17 protein-coding genes are annotated in these 15,732 nt (G+C 56.0%); 10 read left to right on the plus strand and 7 right to left on the minus strand.

Annotated features, from left to right (window positions below):
- Nucleotides 1-26: 26 nt before the first annotated feature.
- The 3 genes from aroQ (at nt 27) to pta (ending at nt 2,541) form a co-directional block, all read left to right on the plus strand.
- Nucleotides 27-467, plus strand: coding sequence for a type II 3-dehydroquinate dehydratase (gene aroQ, locus ACP15P_RS09590; protein WP_424928232.1), 441 nt, complete (start codon nt 27-29; stop codon nt 465-467).
- A gap of 21 nt (nt 468-488) precedes the next feature.
- A complete protein-coding gene (locus ACP15P_RS09595) occupies nt 489-1,379 on the plus strand; it encodes a sugar kinase (RefSeq protein ID WP_424928233.1) in 891 nt (296 codons plus the stop codon).
- Nucleotides 1,380-1,539: 160 nt separating this feature from the next.
- The gene (gene pta, locus ACP15P_RS09600; RefSeq protein WP_424928234.1) at nt 1,540-2,541 is read left to right on the plus strand and encodes a phosphate acetyltransferase; all 1,002 of its coding nucleotides are present in this window, start codon (nt 1,540-1,542) and stop codon (nt 2,539-2,541) included.
- Here pta and ACP15P_RS09605 read toward each other — a convergent pair.
- From ACP15P_RS09605 to lepA, 3 genes are all read right to left on the minus strand, one after another.
- A complete protein-coding gene (locus ACP15P_RS09605) occupies nt 2,538-2,984 on the minus strand; it encodes a hypothetical protein (protein WP_424928235.1) in 447 nt (148 codons plus the stop codon). The two genes, pta and ACP15P_RS09605, sit on opposite strands and share 4 nt — an antisense overlap.
- 105 nt (nt 2,985-3,089) lie before the next feature.
- Nucleotides 3,090-3,584: a Pycsar system effector family protein gene (locus ACP15P_RS09610; protein ID WP_424928236.1), complete on the minus strand. Its 495-nt coding sequence runs from the start codon at nt 3,582-3,584 to the stop codon at nt 3,090-3,092.
- Nucleotides 3,585-3,681: 97 nt separating this feature from the next.
- Nucleotides 3,682-5,481, minus strand: coding sequence for a translation elongation factor 4 (lepA, locus tag ACP15P_RS09615; protein WP_424928237.1), 1,800 nt, complete (start codon nt 5,479-5,481; stop codon nt 3,682-3,684).
- Between the two features lie 469 nt (nt 5,482-5,950).
- Between lepA and ACP15P_RS09620 the strand changes: the two genes are divergently transcribed.
- Both ACP15P_RS09620 and ACP15P_RS09625 read left to right on the plus strand, forming a co-directional pair.
- Complete coding sequence (locus tag ACP15P_RS09620; protein ID WP_424928238.1) at nt 5,951-7,504, plus strand: S8 family serine peptidase; 1,554 nt, start codon at nt 5,951-5,953, stop codon at nt 7,502-7,504.
- A 68-nt stretch (nt 7,505-7,572) separates the two neighbouring features.
- Nucleotides 7,573-7,905: a hypothetical protein gene (locus ACP15P_RS09625; protein ID WP_424928239.1), complete on the plus strand. Its 333-nt coding sequence runs from the start codon at nt 7,573-7,575 to the stop codon at nt 7,903-7,905.
- An 11-nt stretch (nt 7,906-7,916) separates the two neighbouring features.
- On the opposite strand, the gene ACP15P_RS09630 is transcribed toward ACP15P_RS09625, so the two are convergent.
- A complete protein-coding gene (locus ACP15P_RS09630) occupies nt 7,917-8,198 on the minus strand; it encodes a hypothetical protein (RefSeq protein ID WP_424928240.1) in 282 nt (93 codons plus the stop codon).
- 261 nt (nt 8,199-8,459) lie between these two features.
- Here ACP15P_RS09630 and rnd point away from each other — a divergent pair, with 261 nt between their 5' ends.
- Entirely contained in the window at nt 8,460-9,629 is a 1,170-nt protein-coding gene (gene rnd / locus ACP15P_RS09635; protein WP_424928241.1) for a ribonuclease D, read from the plus strand.
- A 4-nt stretch (nt 9,630-9,633) separates the two neighbouring features.
- Here the strand turns inward: rnd and ACP15P_RS09640 are convergent, their stop codons facing one another.
- The gene (locus ACP15P_RS09640) at nt 9,634-10,029 is read right to left on the minus strand and encodes a hypothetical protein (protein ID WP_424928242.1); all 396 of its coding nucleotides are present in this window, start codon (nt 10,027-10,029) and stop codon (nt 9,634-9,636) included.
- Between the two features lie 191 nt (nt 10,030-10,220).
- Between ACP15P_RS09640 and ACP15P_RS09645 the strand changes: the two genes are divergently transcribed.
- Both ACP15P_RS09645 and bmt read left to right on the plus strand, forming a co-directional pair.
- A complete protein-coding gene (locus ACP15P_RS09645; RefSeq protein ID WP_424928243.1) occupies nt 10,221-10,670 on the plus strand; it encodes a SufE family protein in 450 nt (149 codons plus the stop codon).
- A 1-nt stretch (nt 10,671) separates the two neighbouring features.
- Nucleotides 10,672-11,685 carry a betaine--homocysteine S-methyltransferase gene (gene bmt, locus ACP15P_RS09650; protein ID WP_424928244.1) on the plus strand — a complete coding sequence of 338 codons (1,014 nt, stop codon included), beginning with the start codon at nt 10,672-10,674 and terminating at the stop codon, nt 11,683-11,685.
- Nucleotides 11,686-11,699: 14 nt separating this feature from the next.
- Here bmt and ACP15P_RS09655 read toward each other — a convergent pair whose 3' ends face one another.
- Complete coding sequence (locus tag ACP15P_RS09655) at nt 11,700-12,788, minus strand: PA0069 family radical SAM protein (RefSeq protein ID WP_424928391.1); 1,089 nt, start codon at nt 12,786-12,788, stop codon at nt 11,700-11,702.
- Nucleotides 12,789-12,983: 195 nt separating this feature from the next.
- Here ACP15P_RS09655 and ACP15P_RS09660 point away from each other — a divergent pair, with 195 nt between their 5' ends.
- Complete coding sequence (locus tag ACP15P_RS09660) at nt 12,984-13,691, plus strand: corrinoid protein (protein WP_424928245.1); 708 nt, start codon at nt 12,984-12,986, stop codon at nt 13,689-13,691.
- Between the two features lie 71 nt (nt 13,692-13,762).
- Nucleotides 13,763-14,401: a DUF1638 domain-containing protein gene (locus ACP15P_RS09665; protein WP_424928246.1), complete on the plus strand. Its 639-nt coding sequence runs from the start codon at nt 13,763-13,765 to the stop codon at nt 14,399-14,401.
- Here the strand turns inward: ACP15P_RS09665 and ACP15P_RS09670 are convergent.
- On the minus strand, nt 14,373-15,731 hold the full coding sequence (locus ACP15P_RS09670) for a sigma-54-dependent transcriptional regulator (RefSeq protein WP_424928247.1): 1,359 nt from the start codon (nt 15,729-15,731) through the stop codon (nt 14,373-14,375). The two genes, ACP15P_RS09665 and ACP15P_RS09670, sit on opposite strands and share 29 nt — an antisense overlap.
- Nucleotide 15,732: the final 1 nt, after the last annotated feature.

Consider the following 15,732-nt stretch of genomic DNA (forward strand, 5'->3'; position numbering starts at 1 on the left):
AAACATTGGGAGCAGGGATCACCGAAATGGATAAACGTGTCTATGTCATCAATGGTCCCAATCTTAACCTGCTGGGCGTCCGCCAGCCCGAGGTCTACGGGCCTGAGACATTGGCTGATGTTGAAAAGCAGTGTGTGGACCTGGGTTCGGATATCAATCTGGACGTTCGTTTCCTGCAGAGCAGCCATGAGGGGGCCATCGTTGACTGGATTCATGAAGCTCGGGAAGACGCGGTGGGTATCATCATCAATCCGGCTGCCTATTCCCATACCTCGGTGGCGATACTGGACGCGTTGAACACGTTCGATGGTCCGGTAATTGAGGTCCATATTTCGAACATCCACAAGCGTGAGGAATTCCGGCACCACTCTTTCGTTTCCTCCCGTGCGGACGGCGTCATCGCGGGCTGCGGAACGCAGGGATACATGCTGGCAATGCAAAGAATTGACCGCCTCGTGCGGTCCTGAATACGTAAAGGGGGATACACTGTGAGGATTGCGTGCGCCGGCGAGGCGATGGTTGAACTGTCGCTTGATGGCGACTCCGCGACGATGGGGTTTGCGGGAGATGTGCTCAATACGGCGATTTACCTTCGTCGAAATTTACCGCCGGATCACGATGTCAGCTTTGTTTCTCTGGTCGGTGACGATGTCCTTTCGGACAGGCTGCGGGATTTTGTGGCGTCAGAGGGCATTGACGTCTCGGGCATGACCCGTCTGGAAGGGCTTTTGACTGGTCTCTACGCGATCAATACTGATGAAAACGGTGAGCGGTCGTTCCTGTACTGGCGTGAGAACTCCGCGGCGAGACGCCTGTTTCAGAGGGATGGGTTTGAGGCTCTGGAGGGTGCCGGCGTAGTCTACCTGTCGGCGATTACTTTGGCTGTCATTTCGCCGGAGGCGCGGGAGTCGCTGTTTTCCTGGCTGAGTGACTATCGAAGCCGTGGCGGACTGTTTGCCTTCGACTCGAACTACAGGCCCCGGCTGTGGTCCGACGTGTCAACAGCGCGGGCCGTGGTGGAACGGGCATGGCGAATGTCCGATATCGCGCTTCCCAGTGTGGATGACGAAATGGCCCTGTTTGGTGATGATGATGAACAGGGAGTGATCGAGCGCTTCCGGTCATGGAACGTGGGTAAAGGTTCGCTGAAACGTGGTGCAACCGGTCCTCTTTCGATCCGGGAGGAGGATGCCGTCGAACAGACGTTTGAACCGGCGGAGCGGGTTGTCGATACGACCGCAGCTGGCGACAGCTTCAATGGCGGTTTTTTGGCGGAATACATTAAATCGGGTTCGCTTGCAGACGCAATGATGGCGGGTCACAGGTGCGCTTCGCATGTGGTCGGGTTTCGGGGCGCCATTGTACCGAAATCGGCCTGAGGCGTTATCTGGTCTGATTTAAATGTCGCGTTGGCCCTATCCGACTGTGGCGCATTTTGTCATTTGAGGGCAGGGCACGCTGATGTGCCATATCGGCAGTTGATGAATTCAGGCCACACCTGGTGAAACGACCGGTGCGGTGGTACGACAGGCGAAGAATATGAAGCCATTACATGAGTTCCTTTCTCCTCCCATGTTGGAAAAGCCGATTGTGTTGTCGGAGGGTGAGGATCCGCGGGTTGCAAAGGCTGCGGTGACCGCGGTTGGGGAAGGGCTGGCGAATGTTTTACTGGTGGGTGAAACCGGCGCCGTTAGGGCTGCCATTGCCTCGGCTGGCGGTAATCCGGACACTGTAGCGATCGATGATCCATCGGCTTCTGCGAAGCTCCCGCAACTGATTGATCTGCTGGTTGAACTCAGGGCGAAGAAAGGCATGACGCATGACTCCGCGTCTATCGCCGTGCGCGATCCTCTGGTCTTTTCCGCACTCATGGTGCGGGCGGGATTGGCTGCGGGTACAATCGGTGGGGCTAGAGCCACCACGTCTGATACCGTCCGTGCGGCGCTGCAGATGATCGGGCGGGGTGCTGGCGTGGGAATGGTGTCCAGCTATTTCTTGATGCGGTTGGATGAGACGCGGTTTCCGGACAACAACGTATTGGTGTTCTCCGACTGTGGCATGGTCATTCAGCCGAATGCGGAAGAGTTGTCGGAGATTGCCTTGGCATCCGCGAGATCTTTCACGGATCTGACTGGCCGGGAGGCGCGCGTCGCCATGCTCAGTTTCTCGACGAAGGGAAGTGCGTCCCACGCTCTCGTCGACAAGGTGGCTGAAGCAACGGCGCTGGTTCGTTCAAAGAACGCAAATCTCAAAGTTGATGGGGAGATGCAGTTTGATGCCGCGTTTGTTCCCGCGGTCGGAGCATCCAAGGCCCCGGGTTCGGATGTTGCCGGCCACGCAAACGTTTTCGTTTTCCCAGGCCTCGAGGCTGGCAATATCGGCTACAAGATTGCCCAGCGGATCGGTGGTGCGGAAGCGACAGGCCCAATACTTCAGGGGCTTGCGGCGCCGGCCAATGACCTTTCAAGAGGCTGCACCACGGAGGACGTCCTGAACGTGATTGCCGTCACCGCGCGCCAGGCGGCCGCGCTGGAGGTTTAGTACAAACCGGATCTGTACAGCTTCCTGCGGGCTTCGACGCGTTCTATGGTCCAGTCCTGCCAACTGTGCCGCCGCGAGAACGCGTTGCGCCAGTTTCCGGCATCCGGTTCGTAGAGGTAGGCGTCACGTATAATGATGACTGTGTCTCCATTATTGGTGCAGTCGCAATACGGCGCGAGCACGGTTTGCTTCGCAGGTGCCCTTCCCCTCACAACCTGGATGCCCGAGTCTTCGTTCTGGTCGGCGTCAAGATCCGACACAAGGTTGTGATGGTTGTTAATTTCGGGCGCCGCGGGCTGTTCCAGGTCACCGGCATACTGCCATCCGTTTGGGAGTGTCGGGTCAGTCGCTTCCTCGAGTGCACTGGCACTGTTCAGTCCGGTGCTGAACGCGGCTATTGTGATAAATGTCAGGCACCTGATACTCTGCCTCGCCTTATCCATAGGACCCTGGCTCCCTCGTTTGATTGACGGTGAGGCATCATCCTAACAAATTTTCGGAAAATTGTGTCGGTTGTTTGCAGGTATGGTTACTGGAGATCCGGTTGCTCAAACCGCTGGAGACAAACCGTAAATCGCAAGGCCCCAGCAGGGGAGAGCGATGAAAAAGGCAAGAAAAGCATTTCGAACATGAATATATTTGCGACGGGCAATGACTGAAACAGTGTGGCACTGCGTCGCGAGGTCATTGATGTAGTCTTCTTCAGAGATCGCCATGAATTCGGACTTGAACTCATCAACCGATCTTTTGGAAATCGTCCCAAAGAAGAGAAGGGAGCGTCCCTTGGCGCCGTTGCCGGTTCTCGGGATCAGGGTCATGCCGATGAAAAAATATGCCACCATGATCGGGGCAATGCTCGCGGCCACGTACACGGCTGACAGTGCATCTACACCGCGACTTCGAAGCAGAGCGGCCAAAACGCCAACCATCAAGCTGGAGGTCGGAATAAGCAGGAGAACCTTTGCGTCGGATGCCCGGATTGCCTCCAGTTGCCGCTCCAGGTTGGCTTCCAGCGCGTCGCGATGGCTGAAAATTTGGGGCATGATGTCGAACCTCGAATGCCCGACATGATTGACTCAGGTCATCAGGGAAAACAATGCCTTGCCTGCGGAGACACCCGCAATCCCAGTTTGTGAACGGTCAGGTGTCCATCTTGAGAGCGGAAATGAACGCTTCCTGCGGGATATCGACGCGGCCAAACTGACGCATCTTTTTCTTGCCGGCCTTCTGTTTGTCCAGAAGCTTGCGCTTACGCGAAACGTCGCCGCCGTAACATTTTGCCGTTACGTCTTTACGCAGGGCGGAGATGGTTTCCCGCGCGATGATACGCCCGCCAATCGCGGCCTGAATGGGGATTTTGAACAGATGCTGTGGGATGAGCTCCTTCAGCTTTTCGCACATGGCACGGCCACGGGACTCGGCGCGGGCGCGGTGAACCATCATTGAGAGAGCGTCCACGGGCTCGTCGTTCACCAGTATTTGCATTTTGACGAGGTCGTCCTGCTGGTATCCAGTCACCTGATAGTCGAAACTTGCGTATCCCTTCGTGACTGACTTTAGCCTGTCGTAGAAATCGAAGACCACCTCATTGAGCGGCAGGTCGTAAATGACCATGGCCCGCGACCCGGCATAGGTGAGGTCCAGTTGGATGCCACGACGGTCCTGGCACAGTTTCAGTACGTCGCCGAGGAATTCATCGGGTACGAGAACGGTTGCCTTGATCCTTGGCTCCTCGACATGATCGACCTTAACCATCTCCGGCATGTCGGCCGGGTTGTGCAACTCGATCATTGAGCCGTCATTCATGTAGACCTGATAGATAACCGAAGGTGCGGTTGTGATCAGATCAATGTCATATTCGCGCTCAAGCCTGTCACGAATGACCTCGAGGTGAAGAAGTCCCAGGAAACCGCAGCGGAAACCAAATCCAAGTGCGGCCGATGTTTCCATCTCTGCCGAGAAACTCGCATCGTTTAACTGGAGTTTTTCGATCGCGTCGCGCAGATCCTCAAATTCCGCACTGTCCACCGGGAAAAGTCCACAGAACACCACCGGCTGGGCTGGCTTGAAGCCAGGGAGCATCGACTCCGTTCCCTTTTTCTCTGTAGTGATGGTGTCGCCAACCCGGGTGTCACGAACCTGTTTAATGGAGGCCGTGAGGAATCCCATTTCACCGGGGCCGAGTTCCGGAACCTGGACCATCTGTGGTGTGAATACCCCAACGCGGTCCACGGGATAGACCGCATTAGTGGACATCATCCGGATGCGGGCACCTTTTTTCAGTTTACCATCAAGGACACGAACCAAAACCACCACGCCCAAATAGGCATCATACCAGCTGTCGACGAGCATCACTTTGAGGGGGGCGTTCGCATCTCCCTTTGGTGCGGGCAGCCGGGTCACGATGGCTTCCAGTACATCCGGAATGCCCAGGCCGGTTTTTGCGGATATTTCCACGGCGTCGGATGCATCGATCCCAATGACGTCCTCAATCTGCTCCCGCACCCTGTCGGGTTCGGCAGCGGGCAGGTCCACCTTGTTCAGGACCGCGACGATTTCGTGATCCGCATCGATTGCCTGATAGACATTCGCAAGGGTCTGTGCTTCGACCCCCTGAGAGGCATCCACTACGAGCAGGGAGCCCTCAACGGCCCGCATTGACCGGGAAACCTCGTATGCAAAGTCAACATGACCGGGTGTGTCGATCAGGTTCAGAATATACTTCTCGCCATCTTTTGCCGTGTAATCGATACGGACCGTGTTGGCCTTGATTGTAATACCGCGCTCACGTTCGATATCCATGCTGTCAAGCAGTTGCGCTTTCATGTCGCGGTCAGCGACCGTGCCGGTTGACTGGATCAGCCGGTCGGCAAGCGTCGATTTTCCGTGGTCGATATGCGCCACGATGGAAAAATTACGGATGTGTGATATGTCGGTCATCAGCGCGGTATGGGCAGGTTTTCCGGCTCCGTCAAGAAGGCGTTTGTTTCGCGTTTTTGCGGGTTTTTCACTAATGTAGAGGCGGTGTCCCTGAGATATGCGATTGCAGACTTTTTTGTTGCGGTTGTCAGTCGAGTGATCGCTGGCCGAGTTTGACTTTCGGCGCTGATTCTGGTAAAATAAATTATTACTGTTTTAAATTGAAGTTAAATTCAAGTAATGCTTGATTATTATGCTTGGGTACGCCTTCTGTTGTGCGCGGCTCTACGGGTAGACATCTTGGTGCGTCGGATCAGCCGCTTGTGTGAATTTTAGCGTGTGCCGTTGTGTCTGAGCGAATTCGGTAGATTTTATTCACCAAACGAGCCGCTCGATTGGCTGCTGCCCAATGCATGTATCCGCGCGGGGGTCAGGCCGGGATTCTCTTGGAACGCGGTATCACCGGTCACAGTCAAGCAAAGGACCAGCCATGTCTGATATGGACTATGAGGTAATCGCCAACGTGTCGCCACGTTCCATCGGTCGAAACTCGCTGTTTGATACGGACATCAGGATCGACGCGAGCAATGTCGGTGAATTTGCGTCAACAGATGACGACGTTCGGGACGCCAAACGCGCGCTTCGGGACGCGGGATTTCATGTTTTTGAGGAGGCGTCGAACGATAAAACACTGTCCATCGGCGCCGATGCAAAGCTGTTCCGAAGTTTTTTTGGCGCAAAGCTGACAAAACAAAAGACCGAAATAGCGCCAAACAATGAAATTACGTTTATGGGCACCGATGACAGTGATCCGGACGCGTCGCTTCTCAACGCGCCGGAGTCGCTGTCTCCGTTGATAGAGGGGGCCGTCATCGCCCGTCCGCCCACCTATTTCGGTGTTTCCGCAATTCCGCCCGTGGCACCGATCCATTCCTCCGCCTATCAGTATCTGAGTGTACCCGATGGGGTTGCCGTGATGCTACGCGCCTCTCGGGTTCATCGTCTGGGTGTGACCGGTAAGGGCGTGACCGTCGGTATGCTTGATACCGGATTTTATAGGCACCCGTTCTTCACCGAACGTGGCTACCGTTCCTACAAAACACTCCTCGGGCCTGGTGCTTCGGATCCCGGAAGCGATTCCAACGGGCATGGTACAGGTGAGAGTGCGAACATCTTCGCCTGCGCGCCCGATATCACGCTCCTGCCGGTTAAAACTGGCAACGATCCGGTTGGTGCCATCAATATGGCGCTTTCGAATTCGAAGAAGCCACACGTTCTGACGAACAGTTGGGGGTATCACATCGACTTCCCGAACACTTCCATTCCCAACTGGTTGAAACCTCTGGAGGCGGCGGTGGCCAACGCGGTCGCGCAGGGAGTCGTTGTCTGTTTTTCGGCAGGGAATGGTCATCTTGCGTTCCCGGGGAGCCATCCTGACGTCATCTCGGTCGGTGGTGTGCATGTGAACCTGCCCGACACTCTGGACTTTGAGGCATCCAGTTATGCGTCCAGTTTTGACTCGTCGTTCTACCCGGGTCGATCCGTGCCTGATGTTTGCGGACTGACCGGCAAAAGGATCACCATAAGCGGAAGCGGTTACGCGCCTAGTATCCTGCTTCCCGTGCAGGAAGGCGCGCAACTGGACAGCATCACACCGACCACCGGCTCAGGAACGGACGGTTGGGGGTTGTTTTCGGGTACGTCAGCGGCCTGTCCTCAAATTGCGGGCATCGTTGCGCTGATGCTGGAAAAAGAACCCTCGGCGACGCCCGCGAAAATCAAGCAGGCGCTGGAAAAAAGTGCGCGGGATGTGAAGAAGGGGACTACGGCCAATGGCGATACCGCGACTTCCGGGCCGGACAAGGCAACCGGAGCCGGCCTGGCGGACGCCAAATGGGCTTACCTGAACACGATGGGAGGGGTCGCGGCCAAATTCTTCTCCGCTCCCAAGGAAACCCAGATGGCAATGGTGACGTCCGGGGCGATGCCCGAGATATCAACGGAGTTTGTCGAGGACCTCATTGAGACATTGCGTTCCCGCTGACGAACTGGACAGGTATATAATAGATGGGCGCGCATCATGCGCGCCCTCCATCTGGCTGGAGAACCAAAATGGCCGATGACGATGTGATTAATGCCCAGTTGGTAATGATAAGGGATGACGGGTCGTCAATCCTCGAAGACGGCCCCTCCCTGAAAGACACGTCTCCGGAGCGCAGGACCGCAATTTCGGCCCGACTGGAATCTCTGGGGTTTCAGGTCGTGACGGGAGACGGCAACACGCTTTCCATATCGGGAAGTGCGGACCGGTTTGCAGAGGTGTTTGGGTTGGACGCCAAACTGCTGCATCATGGGCTTGCCGCGTCCGCGTCGAAGATACCGGAACAACTGGAACCTTACGTAGCGGATGTGTTTGTTCCGCCAACGCCCGAACTGTTCCGCTAACGGAAAGTATTTCAGGTTTGGAGGATTGCGCCGATCCGGTCGCGAACCTCACGCCCGATTGCGGCCGTACGTTCATCAGTCATTGCTGCGAGCAGGTCGGACATCGCGGGATCCAAATCAATCGATGTACTTCCCGGCATGGTAGGTGCCGCGTTGAGAAGATTGTTGACCGCTTCGCAGGAGCCCAGGGGATCCGGTTCTTCGAGAAGTCTTAAGGCGACGGTCTGAACCAGGAAATTACGCAGCGCCCCAATTTCGGCCATTGCGGCCAGCATCTGTTTGTTGGATTCCATCGCTTCTGCCCGTAATCGTTAATCACCGGGAACATAACGCATACAAAAAAACGAATGGTTAACCATGGGTGCGCGCCAGTGAAGTACATCCGGGTTGCCAACTCACGTTTCATGTCCAATTGCCTTGGCTTTCGCTATGTGCAAAACAGGAGCGTGAAGTTTGAAATGAAACCATCTAAAGCGTTGAGTTTGTTGCATTCGACTGAAAGCAACTGCTTTTCCTTGAAAGAGGACCGGCACATTCGTGTCAGGGAGCCCTGATTGAAAACCATTGAGACGACCGAAGAGCTGGCCCAGTTCTGCTCTGAATGTTCCAGGTATCCGTATGTGACTGTCGATACGGAGTTTTTAAGAGAGAGAACCTATTTTTCCCAGCTTTGTCTGGTGCAGTTGGCCCGGCCGGGGGACGACGATCGCGAGGACGCGGTACTTGTTGATATACTGGCCGACGGGCTGTCGCTCGAGCCGCTTTATGATTTGTTTCGCAACCCCGACGTGGTTAAGGTTTTTCACGCTGCCCGTCAGGATCTCGAGATTTTTCAGGTCGAGGCCGGTGTTATTCCCCAGCCGTTTTTTGATACCCAGGTTGCCGCCATGGTGTGCGGCTACGGCGACCAGGTGGGGTATGAAACTCTTGTAAGGCGGATTGCCAATCAGAGTATCGACAAGTCCTCCCGCTTCACCGACTGGAGCCGCAGACCGCTGAGCGCGGCGCAGAAGAAATACGCCATAGGTGATGTCACGCACCTGCGCGTCATTTATGAGGATTTGGCGGAACAGCTCAAAGAAAGCGGCCGTAGTGCGTGGGTGGAGGAGGAGCTTTCGATACTCCTGAACCCTGACACCTATACCATCGACCCGGAAGATGCATGGCAGCGTGTTAAAACCCGGACGACCTCGCCGCGTTTTCTCGCCGCACTCAAGGAACTCGCGAAATTCAGGGAAGCGACCGCACGCGATCGCAATGTTCCCCGGAATCGCATCTATAAAGACGACGCGATGATGGAACTGGCGGCCAACCGTCCCAAAGACTTGGAAGAGCTAGGTAAATCACGGCTTCTCTTACGGGAGGCACGCAAGGGAGACATTGCAGAGGGCATCCTCAAGGCTCTGAGGGTCGCCGAAATCATGCCGCGCGACGAGATTCCCAAACCGGAGGAGCGACCGCGGACTGCGAACAATGCCACCGCCTTGTGTGACCTGCTGCGCGTGTTCCTGAAGGCCCGTTCCACACAGGAGGGCGTGGCGCAAAAACTGATCGCCTCGTCGGCTGACCTCGACCGTCTTGCATCGGAAAAGAAGCCTGACATCGCAGCCCTCAAAGGGTGGAGGTTCGAGGTATTCGGACGGGACGCAATGCGGCTTAAACGCGGCGAAATCGCGCTCTCAGCCAATGGGTCTGAAATCAACGTGGTTAAGATTGGCGGTTAAAAGGTCATCTTAGGGAGAGTGTGCGCGAGACGCCCGCTCCCTGGATGCTGACGCCGCGGATCGATTCAAGTTCGGCGTTGGTGTAGAACCGGGCCGCTCTCAGTTCGCGGGTTTGGGCCGGACCGGGTTGCTGCGTGACATCGGGCGGAAGAGCGACAAACGCCATTTCGACCAGACCATTTGGTCCCGGTTCTCCGTCACGGTATTCCACCAGACTTGCTCCGTAGTACCCTTGGGTCGGCGCCACGCCCTCTACCCGAACGATGACACCGTGAAGTGCGGGTTCCACGGTTGCTGACGCAATGGAAACCGCTACGGGTTCGGGCAGCGGTTCGGGACCGCCGAGGCTAAACGTGCTGTCACCCGAGCCTTCACGTCCCAGGAAAGACGGAACCTCCATCGAGCACCCGGAAAAAACGGTCAAGCCGATAAGAATTAGCCAAATTTTTTGCATGGTTCCCCGTCTTTAGCCCCAGCAGGAAATAGACGCTGACCCGGTCAATGAAAAGTAAAAAAGGGGCGGCTTCACTGGACCTTGCGCCATTATCGCCCTAAGTGCGAAAGGAACAGTGGCGGTAATGGACGAATCCGGTGGCTACGAAGAATTTTGAAAACATAGTTGAAGATTTTGAGTTTCTTGAGGACTGGGAAGACCGGTACCGCTATGTGATCGAAATGGGTAAAAAGATGCCTGAACTGGATGAGGCTCTGCGTGTTCCGGCTACGAAGGTCAATGGTTGCGCCAGCCAGGTCTGGATTGTGCCACGAATTGAAGGTTCCGGTGAGGAAGCCGTATTTGATTTCGATGGCGACTCGGATGCGATGATCGTCCGTGGTCTGATCGCATCCCTGCATGCGTTGTATTCCGGCCTGACCATATCCGATGTTCTCGGTGTGGACGCTGCGAAGGAGTTGGGACGACTTGGCCTCGACGAGCATTTGTCGGCGCAGCGATCAAACGGTTTGACGGCAATGATCGCGAGAATCCGAGCAGTCGCGGATGCGGCTAAATCCGGTCGTCTTGACAATTTGGAGGCCTGACATGCGTTCTACCCTTCAGGATTTGCTTTCAGAGCGGGACTGGATCCTCGCTGATGGTGCAACCGGCACCAACCTGTTCAATATGGGTCTGGAGTCCGGTGAGGCGCCCGAACTTTGGAATATCGATGCGCCTGAAAAAATCCTGGCCCTGTATCGCGGCGCGTCCGACGCGGGCAGTGATCTTTTCCTGACCAACAGCTTTGGAGGCAACGCCAGTCGCCTGGCGCTGCACGAAGCCTCGGATCGTGTCTCCGAGATCAACAAAAAGGCCGCAATGCTGGCACGCGAGGTTGCGGATGCCTCGGATAGCCCCGTGGTGGTTGCCGGGTCCATGGGGCCAACCGGAGAAATAATGCAGCCACATGGTCCGCTTTCCATTGAAGCGGCGGCAGATCTTTTCGAGGAACAAGCCGAAGCCCTGATGGAGGGCGGTGCGGATGTTCTCTGGGTGGAGACAATCTCGGCACCCGAGGAGTTTACAGCGGCGTCCATCGGAATCGGTCGGGTAGGGGCCCCGTGGTGCGGCACCATGAGTTTTGATACGTCCGGACGGACGATGATGGGGCTGACCTCTGCTGACATGGTGCGTCTGGTTGCCGAACTGCCTCATGCACCGTTGGCCTTCGGGGCCAATTGTGGCGTCGGTGCATCGGATCTGTTGAGGACGGTGATCGGCTTCAGGGATGCTGGTGCACCGCTTCCCGTGATCGCGAAGGGAAATGCCGGCATACCGAAATACGTTGATGGCCATATTCACTACGACGGGACGCCGGAGCTCATGGCTGATTACGCGCTCCTCGCTCGGGATTGTGGGGCACGGATCATCGGCGGATGCTGTGGCACAACGCCGGCTCATCTCTTGGCCATGCGAAAGGCATTGGAAAACGCCGGAGACCGGGGGGGCGTCCCGTCTTTGGACACGATTGCCGCGCGGTTGGGTGCATTTTCCTCGGATAGTGATGGCACCGAAGGCGGGCCCAAACCGGAACGCCAAAGGCGCCGCCGTCGGGGGTAATTAAACGGCCTTCTTTAAAACAATTCCATTTGCGGGTTGAGGCGCTCCGGCTTTTTAAACAGGTCGCAACGCAGGGACTCAGAGCCGGTGCAATAGCCCAGCTTTTTGGTCGCGTTCTGAAACCGCTTGGCAAGCAGTTGCGCGTGCTGCCCCGTGCCCGTCATGCGCTTGCTCCATTCGGAACTGTAGTCGGAGCCGTCGTGGTATTCCCTAACTCGTGCCATCACGCGCGAGGCGTAACCGGGTTTGCAGCGCGACAGCCATTCCTGGAACAGCGGGCTGACTTCCCGGGGCAGGCGCAAGGCGATATAGCTGGCCCGGGTCGCACCTGCTTCGCGTGCTGATTTTAGTATGTTTTCCAACTCGTGGTCAGTCAGACCGGGTACTACAGGTGCAATCATCACCCTGACAGGAACGCCCTTTTCCGCAAGTCTTGAAATTGTCGCCAGTCTCCGAGTGGGGGCAGGAGCCCTTGGCTCCATGGAGCGCGACAGTTCCGGATCCAGGGTGGTCACTGATATCCCGACACTCGCGATGCCGCGCTTTGCCATCGATCCGATGACGTCAAGATCCTGTTCGATCAGGGTGCCTTTTGTGACGATTGATACCGGATGGCTCCATTCGTTCAGAACCTCGAGAACCTGTCGAGTAATTCTGAGTTGCCGCTCAATCGGTTGGTAGGGGTCGGTGTTGGTCCCCATTGCCAGCGTCGCGACCCGGTAACTTCGTTTTGCTATTTCTTTTTTCAGTAGTGCCGCTGCGTTTGGCTTCGCTGTCAGCTTCGTCTCGAAATCGAGGCCCGGAGACAGGCCGAGATAAGCGTGCGACGGTCGTGCGAAACAGTAAACACAACCGTGCTCACAACCGCGGTAGGCGTTCAGGGACCGGTCAAAGGGAATGTCCGGCGAGGTGTTCCGGGCGATCACGCTCTTCGGAGTCTCGGTCGCAACCTCAGTGCGGACAGGCGGGATATCCTCTTCGTTTGTCCAACCGTCATCAAATTCCACGGTTTCGAAGCGCTCAAAACGGCCAGTGGGGTTGGTGTGCGAGCCGCGGCCGCGCAGATTTAGCGCTCTCTTAAGTTTCGATTCCCTGTCTGCCATGACGCATTTATAGAACAAAAGTAGAACATGCGCCAGACGATCAGCAACATGGAATATTTTTTTCAGACGTGGCCAACTCAATGTCGTCGCTGATACCGGCAAAGTCGTTTACGTCCCGCGAATTTTTGCAATTTACGGTAGCGGTCAATTGCTGAGATCACGTCATTCGCCCTTAGGCGGGATGAAAGGATAGCCATGGCTGACGAAGAAGAAGATTTTGACCTCAACGACCTCAGCGATGAGGAACTTGTCCCTCAGATGTTTGACGACCTTTATGACGGGCTTGCTGACGAGATCGTCGAAGGTGTGAATATTCTTCTTGAGCGCGGTTGGCAGCCTTACGACATTCTGACGAAAGCTCTTGTTGAGGGCATGCGCATTGTAGGAATCGATTTCAGGGACGGTATCCTTTTTGTGCCTGAAGTGCTTCTTGCAGCAAATGCCATGAAGGCCGGGATGAAAATCCTGAAGCCACTCCTCATCGAGACCGGCGCTCCACGTCTCGGCAAAATGGTGATTGGAACCGTAAAGGGCGACATTCATGATATCGGCAAAAACCTTGTCTCTATGATGATGGAAGGGGCCGGTTTTGAGGTGGTGGATCTTGGCATTAACAATGCTGTTGAGGCCTACCTCGAGGCACTCGAAACGGAAGAGGCCGACATTCTTGGCATGTCGGCGCTGCTGACAACCACAATGCCCTATATGAAGGTTGTGATCGACACGCTCAATGACAAGGGCATGCGGGACGACTACATCATTCTCGTGGGCGGCGCGCCGCTGAATGAGGAGTTTGGCAAGGCTATTGGTGCTGACGCATACTGCAGGGATGCAGCGGTCGCAGTTGAAACGGCCAAGGAATTCATGGCCCGTAAGCACAACCAGTTGGCGTCCTCGGCCTGAAAGTTGCCGGGTTGTTTTTGCGGTTGAGCGTTGCCGGTGTTAGTGTGGTCTGATCCCGCAAGGGTTCCTAAATGAATGAACCGTCAAACATTGAGCAGCCGGGAAAGGCGAGCATCCTCGTGCTGGCCTGCGGCGCTTTGGCTCGGGAAATACTCGAGATTTTCCGATTGAACGGTTTTGACCATATCGAACTGAAGTGTCTTCCGGCCGATCTTCATTTGCAACCGCAGAGAATACCTGACGCGGTAGAAGCAGCTGTTCGGAAGTGCCGGAGCGATTACGAGGAGATTTTCGTTGCGTATGCCGACTGCGGTACCGGCGGCCTGCTGAAGGCCAGATGTGATGATCTCGGTGTGGCAATGATTGAAGGCCCACATTGCTACAGTTTTTTTGAAGGCAACGAAGTATTCGCCGCAAGAGGTGATGAGGAGATGACCGCGTTTTACCTGACGGACTTTCTCGTCCGTCAGTTCGATGCGTTCGTCTGGCAACCAATGGGGCTGCACCGCCACCCTGAACTGCGCGACATGATTTTTGGGAACTACACCAAACTGGTGTATCTAGCTCAGACCAACGATGACGAACTCTCGAGGAAAGCGGCCACCTGTGCCCAACGCTTGGGCCTCGAATACGAGCGTCGCCAAACCGGCTACGGCGATTTGGAGAAAGTCCTCACAAAGGTCAGCCGTTCAGGTAGTTTTGCCGGCTGAGGTTATATTTCGCCATTTTCTCGTTGAGCGTCCGCCTGGGAAGGGCGAGTTCAGCCATGACAGCCGAAACAGATCCGGCATTTCGGCGGAGGGCATGATCAATGAGCATTTTCTCGAACATCTCAACGTGCTCCTTCAGTGGCTTGTCCGTATCGATCGCCATGGATGGAGCCTCAAAGCCATCGTCAATCAATAGAGCCGAGATATTGTTTTCTCCACGACGGGACTGGAGAACAGCCCGTTCCGCGAGATTGATCAGCTGCCGCACGTTACCCGGCCACGGCGCTTGAATGAGGTTTGCCGCATCAGCCGCATTGAGCTGCGGAGCCTCGCAGCCGTATTCATCGGCCAGTTCCACTGTGTAGTTCGTGAATAGCGTCAGGATGTCCTTACCCCGGTTTCTTAGCGGCGGTGCCTGCAACACAAGTGCGGCTAAGCGGTAATACAGGTCGTTTCTGAACCCTTCTACCGAGCCAGAGCCACCGGTGAGAACGCTGGATACAGCGATTACCCTGACGTTGACCGGTCTGGCAGTCTCCGGGCCGTCGGAAACCGCGTTGATGAGATCAAGCAGTTTTGCCTGTGCGGCATCGGATAGATGTTCGATGTCCTCCAGGCAAAGCGTTCCTCCCTCTGCCTGCTCCACCAGAGGTTTCTCCGGCCAGTTTGGTCCTCCAAACAGAATCGCATCCTGCAGCTCTCGTTCCGTCGATGCGCAGTTCAGGGTAATCATGGGTTTTGATGCGCGCGGTCCGCATGCGTGGACGGACTTGGCGACCAGACTTTTGCCGGTCCCGGTTTCGCCCGTTACCAGTACATGTCCGTCCGCCTGTGCGATGTCGAGAATGTTTTCGCGCAACTTCTCAATTGCCGGACTCTCTCCGACCAGCTTTCGCAGCATGGCGTTGGGATCGGACAGTTCCTTGCGCAGGGCCCTGGTTTCCATGGTCCTCGCGCGCAGTTGTGCGGCGCGGGAACAAAGGTCCGCCAGTTGCTCTGGCTGGAACGGTTTCTCCACAAAATCATAGGCGCCAATTCTCATGGCTTCCACGGCCATCGGGACATCCCCATGGCCCGTCATTAGGATCACTGGAAGTCCAGGATCGATGGACTGAAGCCGTCGCAGAAGCGTCATCCCGTCAATGCCAGGCATTCTGATGTCGGTCAGGACAATGCCTGGGTAGTCGGCGGTCAAAACCTTGAGCGCGTCCTCGGCGGCTTCAAAGCTGTCCGCTTCGAAACCCGAGAGCTTCAGCCATTGTGAAACGGAATCTCTCAGATCCGCTTCATCATCGATGATCATCACGGTAGGTGTGGATGTGTTTTCCATG

It is taken from the genome of Amaricoccus tamworthensis, assembly GCF_049800875.1.
Lineage (GTDB): Bacteria > Pseudomonadota > Alphaproteobacteria > Rhodobacterales > Rhodobacteraceae > Amaricoccus > Amaricoccus tamworthensis.

Excerpts from the sequence above, each read along its gene's own strand:
- aroQ (WP_424928232.1), top strand. The coding sequence starts at position 27 with ATGGATAAACGTGTCTATGTCATCAATGGTCCCAATCTTAACCTGCTG.
- pta (WP_424928234.1), top strand. The coding sequence starts at position 1,540 with ATGAAGCCATTACATGAGTTCCTTTCTCCTCCCATGTTGGAAAAGCCG.
- ACP15P_RS09605 (WP_424928235.1), bottom strand. The coding sequence starts at position 2,984 with ATGGATAAGGCGAGGCAGAGTATCAGGTGCCTGACATTTATCACAATA.
- ACP15P_RS09610 (WP_424928236.1), bottom strand. The coding sequence starts at position 3,584 with ATGCCCCAAATTTTCAGCCATCGCGACGCGCTGGAAGCCAACCTGGAG.
- lepA (WP_424928237.1), bottom strand. The coding sequence starts at position 5,481 with ATGACCGACATATCACACATCCGTAATTTTTCCATCGTGGCGCATATC.
- ACP15P_RS09620 (WP_424928238.1), top strand. The coding sequence starts at position 5,951 with ATGTCTGATATGGACTATGAGGTAATCGCCAACGTGTCGCCACGTTCC.
- ACP15P_RS09625 (WP_424928239.1), top strand. The coding sequence starts at position 7,573 with ATGGCCGATGACGATGTGATTAATGCCCAGTTGGTAATGATAAGGGAT.
- ACP15P_RS09630 (WP_424928240.1), bottom strand. The coding sequence starts at position 8,198 with ATGGAATCCAACAAACAGATGCTGGCCGCAATGGCCGAAATTGGGGCG.
- ACP15P_RS09640 (WP_424928242.1), bottom strand. The coding sequence starts at position 10,029 with ATGGAGGTTCCGTCTTTCCTGGGACGTGAAGGCTCGGGTGACAGCACG.
- bmt (WP_424928244.1), top strand. The coding sequence starts at position 10,672 with ATGCGTTCTACCCTTCAGGATTTGCTTTCAGAGCGGGACTGGATCCTC.
- ACP15P_RS09655 (WP_424928391.1), bottom strand. The coding sequence starts at position 12,788 with ATGGCAGACAGGGAATCGAAACTTAAGAGAGCGCTAAATCTGCGCGGC.
- ACP15P_RS09660 (WP_424928245.1), top strand. The coding sequence starts at position 12,984 with ATGGCTGACGAAGAAGAAGATTTTGACCTCAACGACCTCAGCGATGAG.
- ACP15P_RS09665 (WP_424928246.1), top strand. The coding sequence starts at position 13,763 with ATGAATGAACCGTCAAACATTGAGCAGCCGGGAAAGGCGAGCATCCTC.
- ACP15P_RS09670 (WP_424928247.1), bottom strand. The coding sequence starts at position 15,731 with ATGGAAAACACATCCACACCTACCGTGATGATCATCGATGATGAAGCG.